Raw genomic sequence first — 14,238 nt, 5'->3', positions numbered from 1 at the left:
CAGGCCGCGGCCGCGGGCCGCCGGGTCCACCGCGATCGAATACAGCCGGGCCCAGGCGCTGCCGCGGCGCAGCAGCAGCAGGTGGTAGCCCAGCAGCCCGCCCCCGCCCACCACCACCCGCAGCCGGGCCCGGGGGTTGGCCAGGTGGTGGCGGAACTGGCGCGCCGAGAGCCGGTCGCCCGGGAATCGCGCCTCCAGGGCCAGCAGGGCGGGCAGGTCGGCGGCGCGGGCGGCGCGCAGGCGGGGTTCGGCGGTCATGGCGGCAGTCTATCCAAGCGCGGGGCGAAGGCTCATGCTTCCGCCGTCGCCCCCGCCCTGCCGCCATGAGCCGCCTCGTCATCGTCGTTGAGAAGCCCTCGGACTGGGGCTCCTATTACCCTTCGGACAACGTCGTGGCGGCGGCCGACTACCTGCGCGGCGACGTCGGCGCCGAGGGCGAGCGCACGCAGGTGATCAACCTGTGCCGCAGCTACAAGTACATGGGCACCGGCTACTACGTGTCGCTGCTGGCCGAGGCGCGCGGGCACAAGGTGATCCCCAGCGTGCGCACCATCAACGACCTGCGCCGGCGTTCGCTGTACGGCGTGGACATCGAGGACCTGAACGCGCAGCTGGGCAAGTTCCTGCCGGAAGGTTCGCGCGACGCCAGCGATTTCGGCCTGCTGGTGTATTTCGGCCGCACGCACTACGCGCCGCTGGAGGACCTGGCCCAGCAGGTGTTCGAAACCTTCCCCTGCCCGGTGCTGCGCATCGAGTTCGAGCGCCAGCGGGTGTGGCAGATCGCGGCCATCAAGCCGGCCAGCCTGCACACGCTCACCGACGACCAGGAGGACGCCTTCGCCGAGGCCCTGGACGCCTTCAGCAAGAAGCTCTGGCGCAAGCCGCGCGCGCGCCGCAAGTACCGCTACGACCTGGCCATGCTGCAGGACCCGGACGAGCAGATGCCGCCTTCGAACCGGAAGGCGCTCAAGCAGTTCATCGAGGCGGGCAAGGCGCTGGACATCGAGGTGGACCCGGTGGGCAAGCGCGATTTCGCGCGGCTGGCCGAGTACGACGCGCTGTTCATCCGCGAGACCACGGCCATCAACAACCACACCTACCGCTTCGCCCACCGCGCCGAGCGCGAGGACATGGTGGTGATCGACGACCCGGTGTCGATCCTGCGCTGCACCAACAAGATCTACCTGCACGACCGCCTGCGCAGCCGCAAGCTGGCGACCCCGCGCACCGAGATCGTGTTCCGCGACGATGCCCGCAAGCTCGAGGCCCTGCCCGACCTGCTGGGACTGCCGATCGTGCTGAAGATCCCGGACGGCAGCTTCTCGCGCGGCATCCACAAGGTGGAGACGCCGGAGCAGCTCAAGGCCGCGGCCGAGCAGCTGTTCCAGCACACCGCGCTGCTGCTGGCGCAGGAATACCTGTACACCGAATTCGACTGGCGCATCGGCGTGCTCGACGGCGAGCCGCTGTATGCCTGCCAGTACTTCATGTCGCGCGGGCACTGGCAGATCTACGACCACGCGCCCAAGGGCGGCGCCGGCAAGGGCGCGGTGCGCTCGGGCGGCTTCAAGACCCTGCCCGTGCGCGAGGCGCCCTCGGAAGTGGTGCGGCTGGCCCTGCGCGCCAGCAACGCCATCGGCAACGGCCTGTATGGCGTGGACCTGAAGGTGGCCGGCGACCGCACGGTGGTGATCGAGGTGAACGACAATCCCAGCATCGACGCCGGCGTCGAGGACGCCTACCTGGGCGAAGACCTGTACCTGCGCATCATGTCCGAGTTCCTCAGGCGGCTCGAGCGAAAGCGCCTGGGCGTGCGCGACTAGCGGGCCGGGCCGCGCGCGCGGCAAAACGCTGGCGGCGGCGTGGCGTGGCGCGGACGAGGTGCGCACGCCACGCCGACGCCAGGAACCGGCGATGCAGCGTGAGCAGGGCCAAGGCCGGCAGCGCCGGCAGCCAGAACGACGCCGCCGGCCCCAGCGGCGCCTGCCCGAAGGCCAGGACCGGCAGGACCACGACCAGCAGGGCCAGGCCCAGCGCCTGCCACAGGGCGCGCGCAAGCGCGGGGTCGACGGTGGACGGGGCTTCGTTGCGGGGACGGGGCATGGGCGTGTCCTGCGGTGGGCGTGGACACAGCTTCCGCGGGCCCCGTCTCACGGACCGAGACGCCGGCTTGACGCCACCTTCAGCCGGTCCGGCGCAGGCTGGGGCCTTGCCACCCGGGAGCCGCCCATGCGCCGCCTCTTCCTGCTCCTGCCCTTGCTGATGCTGCTGGCCGCCTGCGCCAGCACCGGAGGAAGCACCATGCCGCCGCTGACCAGCACCGCCACCGTGGACCTGGAGCGCTACATGGGCCGCTGGTGGGTGATCGCCAACGTGCCCTACTTCGCCGAACGCGGGAAAGTGGCCACGGCCGACATCTACGCCCTGCGCGAGGATGGCCGCATCGCCAACACCTATGCCTACCGCAAGGCCTTCGACAAACCCGAGAAGACGATGGCCGGCGTGGCCACCGTGGTGCCGGACACGAACAACGCGCAGTGGCGCATCGCCTTCTTCGGCGGCCTGGTGAAGGCCGACCTGCTGGTGATGGAAGTGGCGCCGGATTATTCCTGGGCGCTGATCGGCCACCCGGGGCGCAAGCTGGCCTGGATCTTCGCGCGCGAGCAGGCCATGGACGAGGCCCTCTACCAGCAGCTGCGAGCCAAGTTCGCCGCCTGGGGCTACGATCCGGAAACCTTGCAGCGGGTGCCGCAGTTCCCGGCGCAGGTGGGCCAGCCGGGCTTCCAGTAAGGACTACAGCCCGGCGGCGTCCAGGGCCTTTTCGGCGGCTTGGCGGCCTTTTTCGACCAGTTCCCCGGCGCGCCAGAATTCGTAGAAGGTGGCGGCCTCGCGGGAGAGCTGGATCAGCAGGTCGGGCGGATCCTGCGCCAGCTGCACGCGCGCCATGTGCGCCTGCATCGTGTCGAGCGAACGCGACATCAGGTCCATCACGCCGCGGCTCTTCACCTTCCCGGCGCGCCCCGGCGACACCGAGGACGCGATCGATCCCCAGATCGACGCCATGCGCTCGCCCAGGCTCTCCGGGCCGTCGCTCGCGTCCCCGACCTCGTCTTCCGCGGCATGGCCGGCCACCACTTCCTCGGCCCGCGGCTCCAGGTGCGGGTTGGTCCAGGGCACCGGCCCGTTCACGTCCACCGCGATCACCCGGTCCACCCGCATCTGCCGCGTGGCGGCGATGGGCACCGGCGCCAGCAGGCCGCCGTCCACCAGTTCGCGGCCCTCGAAGATCGCCGGCGTGAAGATCATCGGGATGGCGATGGAAGCGCGGATGGCGTCGAACAGCTTGCCGCGCGTCAGCCACACCTCGCGCTGGCTGGCCAGGTCGGTGGCCACGGCGGTGTAGGGAATCGGCAGGTCTTCGATCAAATGGTCGCCCACCAGCTCGCGCAGCGCCGCGATCACCCGCTCGCCGCGGATCAGGCCCGGGTAGCCGTAGACGAAGTCCAGCAGCCGCAGCACGTCGCCGCGCTCCAGCGCGCAGGCCCATTCGGTGTATTCCTTCAGCCGGCCCGCGGCGTAGATGCCGCCCACCAGCGACCCCATCGAGGCCCCGGCGATGCCGGCGATCTGGTAACCGCGCGCCTCGATCGCCTGGATCACGCCCACGTGCGCGATGCCGCGCGCGCCGCCGGCGCCCAGCACCAGCGCCACCCGGCGGCCGTGCGGGCGGCCGCGGCCGGCGCCCTCAGCGTTCATACGCCGACAGCGCCAGCTGCAGCATGGTGCGCGCCTGGGCGCGCAGCGCGGCCGGCTCCACCACCTCGGCGTCGGCGCCGTAGCGCAGCACGTCCATCAGCAGCTCCTTGGCATTGCTGTAGGGCAGGCGCAGTTCGTAGCGGCCGTCGGGCAGGAAGCGGCCTTCCTGCTTCGAGTGCCAGTGCTCGTCGGCCACCCAGCGCGCGGCCTTCGCCGAGAAAACAATGGTGGCCGTGCCCTTGGGCGCGCCCGAGAAGATGCCGTAGCTCGAGGCCAGGTGCTGGTTGAGCTCTTCGTCGGGCAGGTCGCGGGCGGCGGCGTCCAGGATGCGCGCATGCTGCACGCGGTCCACCGAGAAGCTGCGCAGCGCCTCGCGCTCGTGGTCCCAGGCGTCGAGGTACCAGTTGTCCTTGTAGTGCGTGAGCCGCTGCGGCGACACCTTGCGGTGGGTGCGCTCGTTGGTGGAGCGCGCCAGGTAGTCGAATTCCAGCTGGCGACGGTCGAGCACCGCGCTGGCCACCAGCCGGAAGGCCAGTTCGTCGCGCCGGCGCACGCCGGACGCGATCACGCGCACGCGCTCCACCGGCCAGCGCTTGCCGCCGGCCTGCTGCGCCAGCAGGGTTTCGATGCGGCCCTTGAGCGGCGCCAGCGCGCTGGAAAGCACGCCCTGGCCGGTGCGGTCGAGCAGCTGGTGCGCGGCCAGCAGCGCGTGCAGTTCGTCGGAATTGAGCCACAGGCCGGGCAGCTCGAAGCGCTCGGCCTCCTTTTCGTCGTAGCGGATGCTGCCCTCGCCTTCGCTTTCGATCGGCGCGCCGAGCGCGTCGCGCAGGAAGGCGATGTCGCGGTAGAGCGTGGCGCGCGAACACGCCAGCTCTTCCATCAGGCGCCGGATCGGCACCGGGTAGCGGGCGGTCTTGAGGCTCCTGTGGAGGGCGAGGATGCGCTCGTAGCGGTCCATGGCTGGGGGCGTTCCGGCTGTCGCGTTCGAGATGCCTAGGATGGCAGTTCCTGCCCCTGCCCCGCCACTGGCACAATGCCCGCCATGCGCGAGCCCGACCTCGACCTGCAACAACCCGTGGGCGACCAGGTCCGGCAGACGACCTGCTACATGTGCGCCTGCCGCTGCGGCATCAACGTGCACCTGCGCGGCGACCGCGTGCGCTACATCGAAGGCAACCCGGCGCACCCGGTGAACCGCGGCGTGCTCTGCGCCAAGGGCTCGGCCGGCATCCTGCAGCACTATTCCCCCGCGCGGCTGGACAAACCGCTGCTGCGGGTGGGCGAACGCGGCGAGAACAAATTCCGCGAGATCGAATGGGACGAAGCCCTGGCCCTGGCCGCCGGCTGGCTGAGCGAGGCCCGCGAACGCGACCCCGACCGCCTGGCCTTCTTCACCGGCCGCGACCAGAGCCAGGCCCTCACCGGCTGGTGGGCGCAGCAGTACGGCACCATCAACTACGCCGCGCACGGCGGCTTCTGCTCGGTGAACATGGCCGCCGGCGGGCTGTACACGCTGGGCGGCAGCTTCTGGGAATTCGGCGAGCCCGACTGGGAGCACACGAAGTACCTGGTGCTCTGGGGCGTCGCCGAAGACCACGACTCCAACCCCATCAAGCTGGGCCTGGGCCAGCTCAAGGGCCGCGGCGCCAAGGTGGTGGCCGTGAACCCGGTGCGCAGCGGCTATGGCGCCATCGCCGACGAGTGGATCGGCATCCGCCCCGGCACCGACGGGCTGTTCGCCTTCGCGCTCATCCATGAATTGCTCAAGGCCGACCGGATCGACCTCGATTACCTGGTGAACTTCACCAACGCGCACTGGCTGGTGGTCGACAACCCGGGAGGGGCCGATGACGGCCTGTTCGCGCGCGACGCCGAGGGCCGGCCCCTCTGCTGGAACCGGGATCTGGCTTCCGTAGGAGCGGCGCCCGCGGAAGGAACGGGGCTGAATCCGGCTGTGGTGGGCGAGTACACGCTGCCCGACGGCCGCCGCGTTCGCCCGGCCTTCCATCTGGTCGCCCGGCGTTACCTGGACCCGCAGTACGCACCCGAGGCCGTGGCGGAGCGCTGCGGCGTGCCGGCCGCCACGATCCGGCGCATCGCCGCGGAAATCGCCGCAGCGGCCTTCGACGACCCCGTGGTCATCGAACAGCCCTGGACCGACATGCACGGCCGCCGCCACGAGCGCATGGTCGGCCGCCCGGTGGCCTTCCACGCCATGCGCGGCATCAGCGCGCACAGCAACGGCTTCCACACCTGCCGCGCGCTGCACCTGCTGCAGCTGCTGCTGGGCGCGGTGGATACGCCGGGCAGCTTCCGCTACCAGCCACCGTTCCCGCGCCCCATTCCACCCGCGAACCGGCCCGGCAAGTCACGCCAGGCCGACGGCGCGCTCGACGCCGCGCCGCTGGGCTTCGTGCACGGCCCCGAAGACCTGCTGGTGGACGCCGATGGCCAGCCGCGCCGGCTCGACCACGCCTATTCCTGGCGCTACCCGCTGGCCGTGCACGGCATGCTGCACACCGTCATCCGCAACGCCTGGGCCGCCGACCCCAAGCCGGTGGACGTGCTGATGCTGTTCATGGCCAACATGAGCTGGAACTCGGCCATGAACACCGCCGAGACCATGCACTGGCTCACCGACAAGGGCGACGACGGCCAGTACCGCATCCCGCGCATCATTTACTCCGACGCGTATTCGAGCGAGATGGTGGCCTACGCCGACCTGGTGCTGCCCGACACCACCTACCTCGAGCGCTTCGACGCCATTTCCCTGCTCGACCGCCCGATCTCCGACGCCGAACGCGCCGCCGACGCCCTCCGCCACCCGGTGCTCGACCCGGCCACCCAGCGCGAAGGCCGCGACGTGCGCGGCTTCCAGAGCGTGCTGCTCGACCTGGGCGCGCGCATCGGCCTGCCGGCGCTGGTGGACGACGACGGCACGCCGCGCTACCGCGACTACGCCGACTACATCGTCCGCCACGAACGCGCGCCCGGCGTGGGCCTGCTGGCCGGCTGGCGCGGCGACGGCAGCCAGCACGGCAAGGGCGCGCCCAACCCGGCGCAGCTGGAGCGCTACCGCGAGAACGGCGGCTTCTGGAGCGCCGACGTTCCGGCCGCCGGCCGCTACTTCAAGATGGCCAACCGCGATTACCTTGCGTGGTCGCAGTCCATGGGCTTCATCGCCAGGGCCGAGCCGGTGGTGCTGCAGCTGTATTCGGAGACACTGCAGAAATTCCGCCTGGCCGCGCAGGGACATGGCCCGGTGCTGCCGCCCGAAGCCGAGCGCGACCGCGTGGCCACGTATTTCGACCCGCTGCCGATGTGGTACGAGCCCTTCGAGGGCGCGCGGCTCGAGCCCGGCCGTTTCCCGCTCAGCGCCGTCACCCAGCGCCCGCCCTTCATGTACCACGCCTGGGGTTCGCAGAACGCCTGGCTGCGGCAGATCGCCGCGCGCAACTACCTGTACCTGCACCCGGAAACCGCGGCGCGCCATGGCCTGGCCGACGACGACTGGGTGCACGTGGATTCGCACCACGGCCGCATCACCGTGCCCTGCCGCCTGGCCGGCAACGTGCAGCCCGACACGGTCTGGACCTGGAACGCCATCGGCAAGCGCCGCGGCGCCTGGAAGCTGGCCGCCGACGCGCCCGAGGCCACCCGGGGTTTCCTGCTCAACCACCTGATTTCCGACCAGCTGCCCGGCGGCGATTACGCCAACGCCGACCCGGTGACCGGCCAGGCCGCGTGGTTCGACCTGCGGGTGTCGCTGCGCAAGGCCGGCGCCGGCGAAGAAAGCCACCCGCAGTTCGCGCCGCTGGGCGACAACCCCGACACCACGCCGCTGCGCTACGGCGCCGGCTTCCGGAGGGCCGGGCCATGACCATGGAAGCCCTGCTGACCCTGGCCGTGCTGGTGGGCGCGGTGGCGCTGTTCGTGACCGAGAAGCTGCCGGTGGACGTGGTGGCCATGCTGGTGCTGGCCAGCCTGCTGGTGCTGGGCCTGGTGACGCCGGCCGAGGCGCTGTCGGGGTTCTCCAGCGAAGCCACCATCACGGTGGCGGCCATGTTCGTGCTCAGCGCCGGCCTGGCCCACACCGGCGCGCTCTCGTCCATCGGCCGCCTGTTCGGGCGGGTGAAGCGGCCGTGGCTGTTCCTGCTGCTGATCATGTTCGTGGTGGGCCCGATCTCGGCCTTCGTCAACAACACGGCGGCGGTGGCGGTGTTCCTGCCGCTGGTGCTGGCGGCCACCGCGGCGAACCGCAGCTCGCCCTCGCAGGTGCTGATCCCGCTGTCCTACGCCGCGCAGATGGGCGGCGTGTGCACGCTGATCGGCACGTCGACCAACCTGCTGGTGAACTCGCTGGCCAAGGACCTGGGCCACCCGGGTTTCGGCCTGTTCGATTTCGCGCCGCTGGGCCTGGTCACCATGCTGGTCGGCTTCGCCTACCTGCTGCTGTTCCGGCGCTGGCTGCTGCCGCACCACCCGCCTGCGCCGCTGACCGAGGCCTACGAACTGGGCAAGTACATCACCGAGCTGCGCGTGATGCCGGGCTCGCCGCTGATCGGCAAGTCGGTGGCGCAGGCGCAGCTTGCCGAAAAGCGTTCGGTCTACGTGCTCGAGCTGATGCGCGGCGAGCAGAAGCACTGGTCGCCGCGCGCCGAGGAACTGCGCGAGGGCGACGTGTTGCTGGTGCGCGGCAACTGGGAACAGCTCAAGGCGCTCAAGGACGAGGCCCGGCTGGAGCTCGAGCCTGAGTTCAAGCTGCAGGACAGCCAGTTCACGGGCGAAGACGGCGAGCAGGCCCAGGTGCTGGTGGAAGCCATGGTGGCGCCCGGCGCGCGCCTGGTCGGCCGCAGCCTGGCCGAGCTGGACTTCCAGTGGGCCTACAACGCCACCGTGCTGGCGCTGCACCGGCGCGGCGAGGTGCTGCGCGAGAAGATCAAGGACGTCAGCCTCAACGTGGGCGACGTGCTGCTGCTCATGTGCACCCGCGCCGAACTCGACGTGCTGCGCACCAACAACAACCTGGTGGTGCTCAACGAGCGGGGCGAGGCGGACAAGCCGCGCAGCAAGGCGCTGCTGGCGATCGCCATCATGGCCGCGGCGATCGCCGTGGCGGCGCTGGGCTGGCTGCCCATCGTCGCCTCGTCCATCCTCGGCGGCATCGCCCTGGTGGCCACGCGCTGCATGGGCAACGACCAGGCCTACCAGGCCGTGGACTGGCGGGTCATCGTGCTGCTGGCCGGCGTGCTGCCGCTGGGCATCGCCATGCAGAAGTCGGGGCTGGCGCAGGGCATCGCCGATTTCTCGGTGGACTGGGTCGGCAGCTTCGGCCCGCTGGCCGTGCTGGCCGCGGTGTACCTGGTGACGGCGCTGCTGACCGAGCTGATGAGCAACAACGCCGCCGCGGTGCTCATCACGCCCATCGCCTATTCCACGGCCGTGTCGCTGGGCGTCAGCCCCACGCCTTTCCTGGTGGCGGTGCTGTTCGCCGCGTCCACCAGCTTCGCCACGCCGGTGGGCTACCAGACCAACACCATGGTCTACAACGCCGGCAACTACCGGTTCACCGACTTCATGAAGATGGGCATCCCGCTCAACCTGCTGTTCTGGGCCCTGGCCGTATGGCTGATCCCGAAGTACTTCCCCTTCTGACATGACCGACCTTCCCAAGCCGACGGCCCGGAAACTGGGGCTGGTGATCGACCTCGACACCTGCGTGGGCTGCCATGCCTGCGCGGTGTCGTGCAAGGAATGGAACGCGGGCGGCATCTCCGGCCCGCTCACCGACGAGCGGCCCTACGCCAAGGACCCCAGCGGCGTGTGGTTCAACCGCGTGCATTCCTACGAGGTGGCGGCCAGCGCCGACCAGCCGGCGAGCACCCTGCACTTCCCGCGCAGCTGCCTGCACTGCGAAACGCCGGCCTGCGTCACCGTCTGCCCCACCGGCGCCAGCTACAAGCGCGCCGAAGACGGCATCGTGCTGGTGGACGAGGACAAGTGCATCGGCTGCAAGCTCTGCAGCTGGGCCTGCCCCTACGGCGCGCGCGAGTACAGCGCGGTCGAGGGCGTGATGAAGAAATGCACGCTGTGCGTGGACCGCATCTACAACGAAACCATTCCCGAGGCCTCGCGCCAGCCGGCCTGCGTGCAGGCCTGCCCGACCAAGGCGCGCCACTTCGGCGACCTGGGCGACCCGGAGTCCGCCGTGTCGCAGCTGGTGGCCGAACGCGGCGGCGTGCCGCTGATGCCCGAGCTCGGCTACGCGCCGGTGAATCGCTACCTGCCGCCGCGCCCGCGCCGCGCCGGCCCGCCGGACGGGGCCACGGTCCCCGCGCCGGCGGAAACGCTGGACGCTTCGCAACTCAACCCGCTGCTGCGCTGGCTCGACCGCGCCCTGAGCCGCTGACATGCATCCGGCTTTTTCCGTCCTGTTCTTCACCACGCTTTCCGGCGCGGGTTACGGCCTGCTGGCCTGGACCATGCTGCTGCTGGGCTTCGACCGCGGCGGCGCGCTGCTGGGCGTGGCGCCGGTGCTGTTCCTGGGGCTGATCGGCACCGCCACCGCGCTGTTCACCGCGGGCCTGCTGAGCTCGCTGGGGCACCTGGGCCAGCCGCAGCGGGCCTGGCGCGCACTGTCGCAGTGGCGCAGCTCCTGGCTGTCGCGCGAAGGCGTGCTGGCGGTGCTCGTGTACCTGCCGGTGGGCCTGCTGGCCTGGTGGCTCTCGGCGCCGCTGCGCGGTGAAAGCACCGGCGCGGGCCTGGACGACGGCGCGCGCTGGGTGATCCTGGCGGCGGCGATGCTGGCGCTGGCCACGGTGGCCTGCACGGCCATGATCTACGCCTCGCTCAAGCCGGTGCCCGCGTGGCGGCACCCGCTGGTGCTGCCGGTGTACCTGGTGTTCGCGCTGCTGACCGGGCTGCTGCTGATGCTGCTGGGCCAGCGGCTGTCGGGTGGGCTGGCGATCGCGCCGCTGCTGGCGGTGGCGGGTGGGCTGGCGCTGGGGCTGGCGGTGATGAAGCTCGTGTACTGGCGCGGCATCGACCGCGCGCCGCTGCCAGTGTCGCGCGCGTCGGCGCTGGGGCTGCCGGCCGGGCGCGTGGCCACGGTGTTCGAGCGGCCGCACACCGAAGCGAACTACCTCACCACCGAAATGGGCTTCGTGCTGGCGCGAAAGCATTCGCGCAAGCTGCGGATCATCGCGTTGCTGCTGTTCGCCGCCGTGCCGGTGCTGGCCTGCCTGCTGGCCTGGGCCGTGCCGGCCGCGGCGACGCCGGCCCTGGTGCTGGCGGTGCTTTCGTCGCTGCTGGGCGCGCTGGTGGAGCGCTGGCTGTTCTTCGCTGAGGCGAAGCACCTGGTGATGCTGTACTACTGAGCTGCCCGGACGCTTTTGTAGTAGCGGCTTCAGCCGCGAGGCTTTCCGCGAAAGGCGTCGCGGCTGAAGCCGCTCCTACAGAAGGGCGTCGCGGCTCAGGGCAGGAGGGCGTCGGCGCCGCGGGCGACGAGCATGTCGGCGACCTGTTCGCCGAGCTTTTCGGGCTCCGCCACCGGGCCGCTGGCGTAGCCGCGCACCGTCTGGCCGGTCTTGGCGTCGCCCACCAGGCCTTCGAGCGAAAGCCGGTCGCCTTTCAGCGTGGCATAGGCGGCGATGGGCACGCGGCAGCTGCCGCCGAGCAGGCGCGTCATGGCGCGCTCGGCGCGGGTGCACAGGCGCGTGGATTCGTGGTCGAGCGGCGCGAACAGTGCCAGCGTGGCGGCATCGCCCTGGCGGCATTCCACCGCCACCGCGCCCTGGGCCGCGGCCGGGATGAAACGCGGCGCCTGCAGGCGTTCGCGGATGCGCGCGCCCAGGCCCAGGCGCTCGAGCCCGGCGCAGGCCAGCACGATGGCGTCGTAGTCGCCGGCGTCGAGCTTGGCCAGGCGCGTGTTCACGTTGCCGCGCAGGTCGAGCAGCTTCAGGTCGGGGCGGTGCGCGCGCAGCAGCGCCTGCCGGCGCAGCGACGAGGTGCCCACGCGCGCGCCGAAGGGCAGCTCTTCCAGCGATGCGAACTGGTTGGACACGAAGGCGTCGAACGGATCGGCGCGCTCGAGCACCGCGGCCAGTTCGAACGGGCCCTCGAGCTCCATCGGCACGTCCTTGAGCGAATGCACGGCGGCGTCGGCGCGGCCTTCGAGCATGGCCACCTCGAGCTCCTTCAGGAACAGGCCCTTGCCGCCGATCTCGGCCAGCGGCTGGTCCAGCACCTGGTCGCCGCGCGTGGTCATGGGCACCAGTTCGACCTCGAGCCCGGGGTGCGCCTCGCGCAGGCGGGCGGCGACGTGTTCGGTCTGCCACAGGGCGAGGGCGCTCTCGCGCGTGGCCAGCCGGATCTTTTCCATGGTGTTCCCCTAGAGGTGTTTCAGGCGCTCGCGCAGCGCCGGCAGGCAACGCCGGCTGACTTCGAGCGCGGCGCCGTCGTGGCGCAGGAGGGCGTGCACCTGGCCGTCGGCGGCGCGCCGGAGTTCGGCGAATTCGTCGCTGGCGACCAGGCAGTTGCGGTGGATGCGGACGAAGCGGTCGCCGAACTCGAGCTCGAGCGACTTGAGCGATTCCTCGATCAGGTCCTCGCCGCGGGCGTGGTGCACGACGACGTATTTTTCCTCGGCCTGCAGGTAGCGGATCTCGTCGACCGGGATCAGGCGCAGGCTGCCGCGCAGGCGCGCGCTGAGGTGGGTGCGGCGGCGTTCGCTGCCCGGCAGCACGGGCAGCTGCTGGGCGGCGCGGTGGCGGCGCGCGCGTTCGAGCGCCTCCACCAGCCGCTCGCGGCGCACGGGCTTGACCAGGTAATCGACCGCGGCGGCCTCGAAGGCGGCCAGCGCGTGCTGGTCGAAGGCGGTGCAGAACACAACCGCCGGCGGCGATCGCAGGCTGGCCAGGTGGTGCGCGGCCTCCAGGCCGTCCATCACCGGCATGGCGATGTCGAGCAGCACCACGTCCACGCCCAGCGCCTCGGCCTGTTCGACCGCCTCCCGGCCGTTGGCGGCCTCCCCGGCGACGACGTGCCCGCCGATCTCGGCCACCAGCGCGGCGAGGCGCTGGCGGGCAAGCGGTTCGTCGTCGACGATCAGGAGCTTCATGCGTGAAGTATGCCCCAGCCGCGCCCCGGGCTCAGCCGGCCAGGAACCGCTGCTGCATCCAGTCGCCCAGGTCGCGGATCTCCTCGGCGCAGACGCTGTGCGGCATGGCGTAGACGCGCCAGTCCACCCGGGCGCCCAGGCGCTGCAGCAGGTCGCGGCTGTGCACGCCGTAGGCCTCCTGCACCACCGGGTCGAGCTGGCCGTGGGCCATGAAGATGGGCGTCGCCAGGCCGCCCGGCGTGGCCTCGGCGGCGGTGGAGGAGCCCAGCGGCAGGTAGGTGGACAGGCCGATGATGCCGGCCACCGGCGCCTCGCGGCGCACGCCCGCGGCCAGCGCGATGGCGCCGCCCTGCGAGAACCCGGCCAGCAGCACGCGCTCCGGCGGGATGCCGCGCTCGGCCTCGCGGGCGATGAGGGCGTCGACCTGGGCGATGGATTCGCGCACGCCGGTTTCGTCGGCGCGCTGGTCGAGTTCGAGGTTGCGCAGGTCGTACCAGGCGCGCATGGGCACGCCGTTGTTGAGCGTGACGCGGCGCACCGGCGCGTGCGGGAACACGAAGCGCAGTTCGGGCCAGCCGGGGCGCAGCAGTTCGGGGACGATGGGCGCGAAATCGTGGCCATCGGCGCCGAGGCCGTGCAGCCAGAGGACGCTCCAGCGCGGCTCGGGGCCGGTCTGGCGCTCGACGGTTTCCAGCAGGCTCATGCGCGGGCGGGCTCCGTGGTTCGGGGCCCCATTATGCCCGCCGCGCGCCGGTCACTTGACCAGGATGAGCTTGTCGTTGCGCGTGTGCCGCAGCCGGTACACCTGGCCGCCGTGGCGGATCAGCACCTCGCGCGTGCCGCGCATCAGTTCGCGGCTGTCGAGTTCGAGGCCCGGCGGCACCGGCGTGCGGTGGACGCTGGCGGGAAGGGGCGGAAGGTTCGACGGGGGAAAGGCCATGGCCGGCTCCTGGGTGGGTCGACCTTGATGATAATGATTCGCATTTGCGTGTCAACCGGCCGGCTGCACCCCCTCGCGCGGCAGGCGGAAGCGCAGGACCTGGCGGGTGGTCACCACCGAGGCGCCCTGCTCGAAACGCCAGCGACTGGCGGCGGCCACCGCGGCATCGTCGAACAGGCCGGGCGGCGTGGCGGACACCACGCGGGCGTTGCCCACGCTGCCGTCGGGCCGGATGCTCAGCTCGAGCAGTACTTCGCCCTCGAGCTTGCGGCGCAGCGCCATCAGCGGGTAACGCGGCTGCGGGGCGCTGACCAGCTTGGGAACCACGGGGGTGGCCGGGGCGTTGGGGCGCGGCGGTGCGGACGAGGCGGCGACGGCCGGCGACGGCACAGCGGCCGTGGCGGCGGGCGCGGGGCGCGCGGGG

At 71.4% G+C, this 14,238-nt stretch carries 14 protein-coding genes and 1 pseudogene; 6 read left to right on the top strand and 9 right to left on the bottom strand.

The window, feature by feature from the left end:
* Positions 1-258: pseudogene (locus tag N790_RS14650) on the bottom strand (GNAT family N-acetyltransferase); the annotation flags it as partial.
* A 65-nt stretch (positions 259-323) separates the two neighbouring features.
* Between N790_RS14650 and N790_RS14645 the strand changes: the two are divergent.
* Positions 324-1,823, top strand: a complete 1,500-nt coding sequence (locus N790_RS14645) for a RimK family protein (RefSeq protein ID WP_043805442.1) — start codon at positions 324-326, stop codon at positions 1,821-1,823.
* Here N790_RS14645 and N790_RS14640 read toward each other — a convergent pair.
* Positions 1,783-2,103, bottom strand: coding sequence for a hypothetical protein (locus tag N790_RS14640; protein ID WP_043805441.1), 321 nt, complete (start codon positions 2,101-2,103; stop codon positions 1,783-1,785). The genes N790_RS14645 and N790_RS14640 overlap by 41 nt on opposite strands.
* A gap of 126 nt (positions 2,104-2,229) precedes the next feature.
* On the opposite strand from N790_RS14640, the gene N790_RS14635 reads away from it, so the two are divergent.
* Complete coding sequence (locus tag N790_RS14635) at positions 2,230-2,790, top strand: lipocalin family protein (RefSeq protein ID WP_043805440.1); 561 nt, start codon at positions 2,230-2,232, stop codon at positions 2,788-2,790.
* 3 nt (positions 2,791-2,793) lie between these two features.
* Here N790_RS14635 and N790_RS14630 read toward each other — a convergent pair whose 3' ends face one another.
* Entirely contained in the window at positions 2,794-3,756 is a 963-nt protein-coding gene (locus N790_RS14630) for a patatin-like phospholipase family protein (RefSeq protein ID WP_043805439.1), read from the bottom strand.
* A complete protein-coding gene (locus tag N790_RS14625; protein ID WP_043805438.1) occupies positions 3,746-4,714 on the bottom strand; it encodes a helix-turn-helix transcriptional regulator in 969 nt (322 codons plus the stop codon). The genes N790_RS14630 and N790_RS14625 overlap by 11 nt, the downstream gene beginning before the upstream one ends.
* Positions 4,715-4,798: 84 nt before the next feature.
* Between N790_RS14625 and N790_RS14620 the strand changes: the two genes are divergently transcribed.
* Genes N790_RS14620 through N790_RS14605 form a run of 4 tightly spaced genes read left to right on the top strand, consistent with a single transcriptional unit; the run spans position 4,799 to position 11,132 of the window.
* Positions 4,799-7,636 carry a molybdopterin oxidoreductase family protein gene (locus N790_RS14620; protein WP_211252010.1) on the top strand — a complete coding sequence of 946 codons (2,838 nt, stop codon included), beginning with the start codon at positions 4,799-4,801 and terminating at the stop codon, positions 7,634-7,636.
* Positions 7,633-9,411: an SLC13 family permease gene (locus N790_RS14615; protein ID WP_043805436.1), complete on the top strand. Its 1,779-nt coding sequence runs from the start codon at positions 7,633-7,635 to the stop codon at positions 9,409-9,411. The genes N790_RS14620 and N790_RS14615 overlap by 4 nt, the downstream gene beginning before the upstream one ends.
* A 1-nt stretch (position 9,412) precedes the next feature.
* The gene (locus tag N790_RS14610; protein ID WP_043805435.1) at positions 9,413-10,165 is read left to right on the top strand and encodes a 4Fe-4S dicluster domain-containing protein; all 753 of its coding nucleotides are present in this window, start codon (positions 9,413-9,415) and stop codon (positions 10,163-10,165) included.
* 1 nt (position 10,166) lies between these two features.
* Positions 10,167-11,132 carry a dimethyl sulfoxide reductase anchor subunit family protein gene (locus tag N790_RS14605; protein ID WP_043805434.1) on the top strand — a complete coding sequence of 322 codons (966 nt, stop codon included), beginning with the start codon at positions 10,167-10,169 and terminating at the stop codon, positions 11,130-11,132.
* Between the two features lie 95 nt (positions 11,133-11,227).
* Here the strand turns inward: N790_RS14605 and hemC are convergent, their stop codons facing one another.
* From hemC to N790_RS14580, 5 genes are all read right to left on the bottom strand, one after another.
* The gene (gene hemC, locus N790_RS14600) at positions 11,228-12,136 is read right to left on the bottom strand and encodes a hydroxymethylbilane synthase (protein WP_043805433.1); all 909 of its coding nucleotides are present in this window, start codon (positions 12,134-12,136) and stop codon (positions 11,228-11,230) included.
* Positions 12,137-12,145: 9 nt separating this feature from the next.
* On the bottom strand, positions 12,146-12,874 hold the full coding sequence (locus N790_RS14595) for a LytR/AlgR family response regulator transcription factor (RefSeq protein WP_043805432.1): 729 nt from the start codon (positions 12,872-12,874) through the stop codon (positions 12,146-12,148).
* Between the two features lie 31 nt (positions 12,875-12,905).
* A complete protein-coding gene (locus tag N790_RS14590; protein WP_043805431.1) occupies positions 12,906-13,577 on the bottom strand; it encodes an alpha/beta hydrolase in 672 nt (223 codons plus the stop codon).
* A 51-nt stretch (positions 13,578-13,628) separates the two neighbouring features.
* Positions 13,629-13,814 (bottom strand): hemin uptake protein HemP, encoded by a 186-nt coding sequence (gene hemP / locus N790_RS14585; RefSeq protein WP_043805429.1) that lies wholly within the window; start codon positions 13,812-13,814, stop codon positions 13,629-13,631.
* Positions 13,815-13,865: 51 nt separating this feature from the next.
* Positions 13,866-14,238: energy transducer TonB (locus N790_RS14580; protein WP_043805428.1), on the bottom strand; the 373-nt coding region annotated here is incomplete at its 5' end.

The sequence above is a fragment of the Arenimonas malthae CC-JY-1 genome (assembly GCF_000747075.1).
Lineage (GTDB): Bacteria > Pseudomonadota > Gammaproteobacteria > Xanthomonadales > Xanthomonadaceae > Arenimonas > Arenimonas malthae.
The sequence above is the reverse complement of the archived record's forward strand: the minus strand, read 5'-3'. Positions and strand labels throughout refer to the sequence as shown.

Bases quoted from the DNA above. Each gene is read 5' to 3' on its own strand.
- hemP (WP_043805429.1), bottom strand. From the start codon at position 13,814: ATGGCCTTTCCCCCGTCGAACCTTCCGCCCCTTCCCGCCAGCGTCCAC.
- N790_RS14605 (WP_043805434.1), top strand. From the start codon at position 10,167: ATGCATCCGGCTTTTTCCGTCCTGTTCTTCACCACGCTTTCCGGCGCG.
- N790_RS14595 (WP_043805432.1), bottom strand. From the start codon at position 12,874: ATGAAGCTCCTGATCGTCGACGACGAACCGCTTGCCCGCCAGCGCCTC.
- N790_RS14615 (WP_043805436.1), top strand. From the start codon at position 7,633: ATGACCATGGAAGCCCTGCTGACCCTGGCCGTGCTGGTGGGCGCGGTG.
- hemC (WP_043805433.1), bottom strand. From the start codon at position 12,136: ATGGAAAAGATCCGGCTGGCCACGCGCGAGAGCGCCCTCGCCCTGTGG.
- N790_RS14610 (WP_043805435.1), top strand. From the start codon at position 9,413: ATGACCGACCTTCCCAAGCCGACGGCCCGGAAACTGGGGCTGGTGATC.
- N790_RS14640 (WP_043805441.1), bottom strand. From the start codon at position 2,103: ATGCCCCGTCCCCGCAACGAAGCCCCGTCCACCGTCGACCCCGCGCTT.
- N790_RS14590 (WP_043805431.1), bottom strand. From the start codon at position 13,577: ATGAGCCTGCTGGAAACCGTCGAGCGCCAGACCGGCCCCGAGCCGCGC.
- N790_RS14630 (WP_043805439.1), bottom strand. From the start codon at position 3,756: ATGAACGCTGAGGGCGCCGGCCGCGGCCGCCCGCACGGCCGCCGGGTG.
- N790_RS14645 (WP_043805442.1), top strand. From the start codon at position 324: ATGAGCCGCCTCGTCATCGTCGTTGAGAAGCCCTCGGACTGGGGCTCC.
- N790_RS14635 (WP_043805440.1), top strand. From the start codon at position 2,230: ATGCGCCGCCTCTTCCTGCTCCTGCCCTTGCTGATGCTGCTGGCCGCC.
- N790_RS14625 (WP_043805438.1), bottom strand. From the start codon at position 4,714: ATGGACCGCTACGAGCGCATCCTCGCCCTCCACAGGAGCCTCAAGACC.
- N790_RS14620 (WP_211252010.1), top strand. From the start codon at position 4,799: ATGCGCGAGCCCGACCTCGACCTGCAACAACCCGTGGGCGACCAGGTC.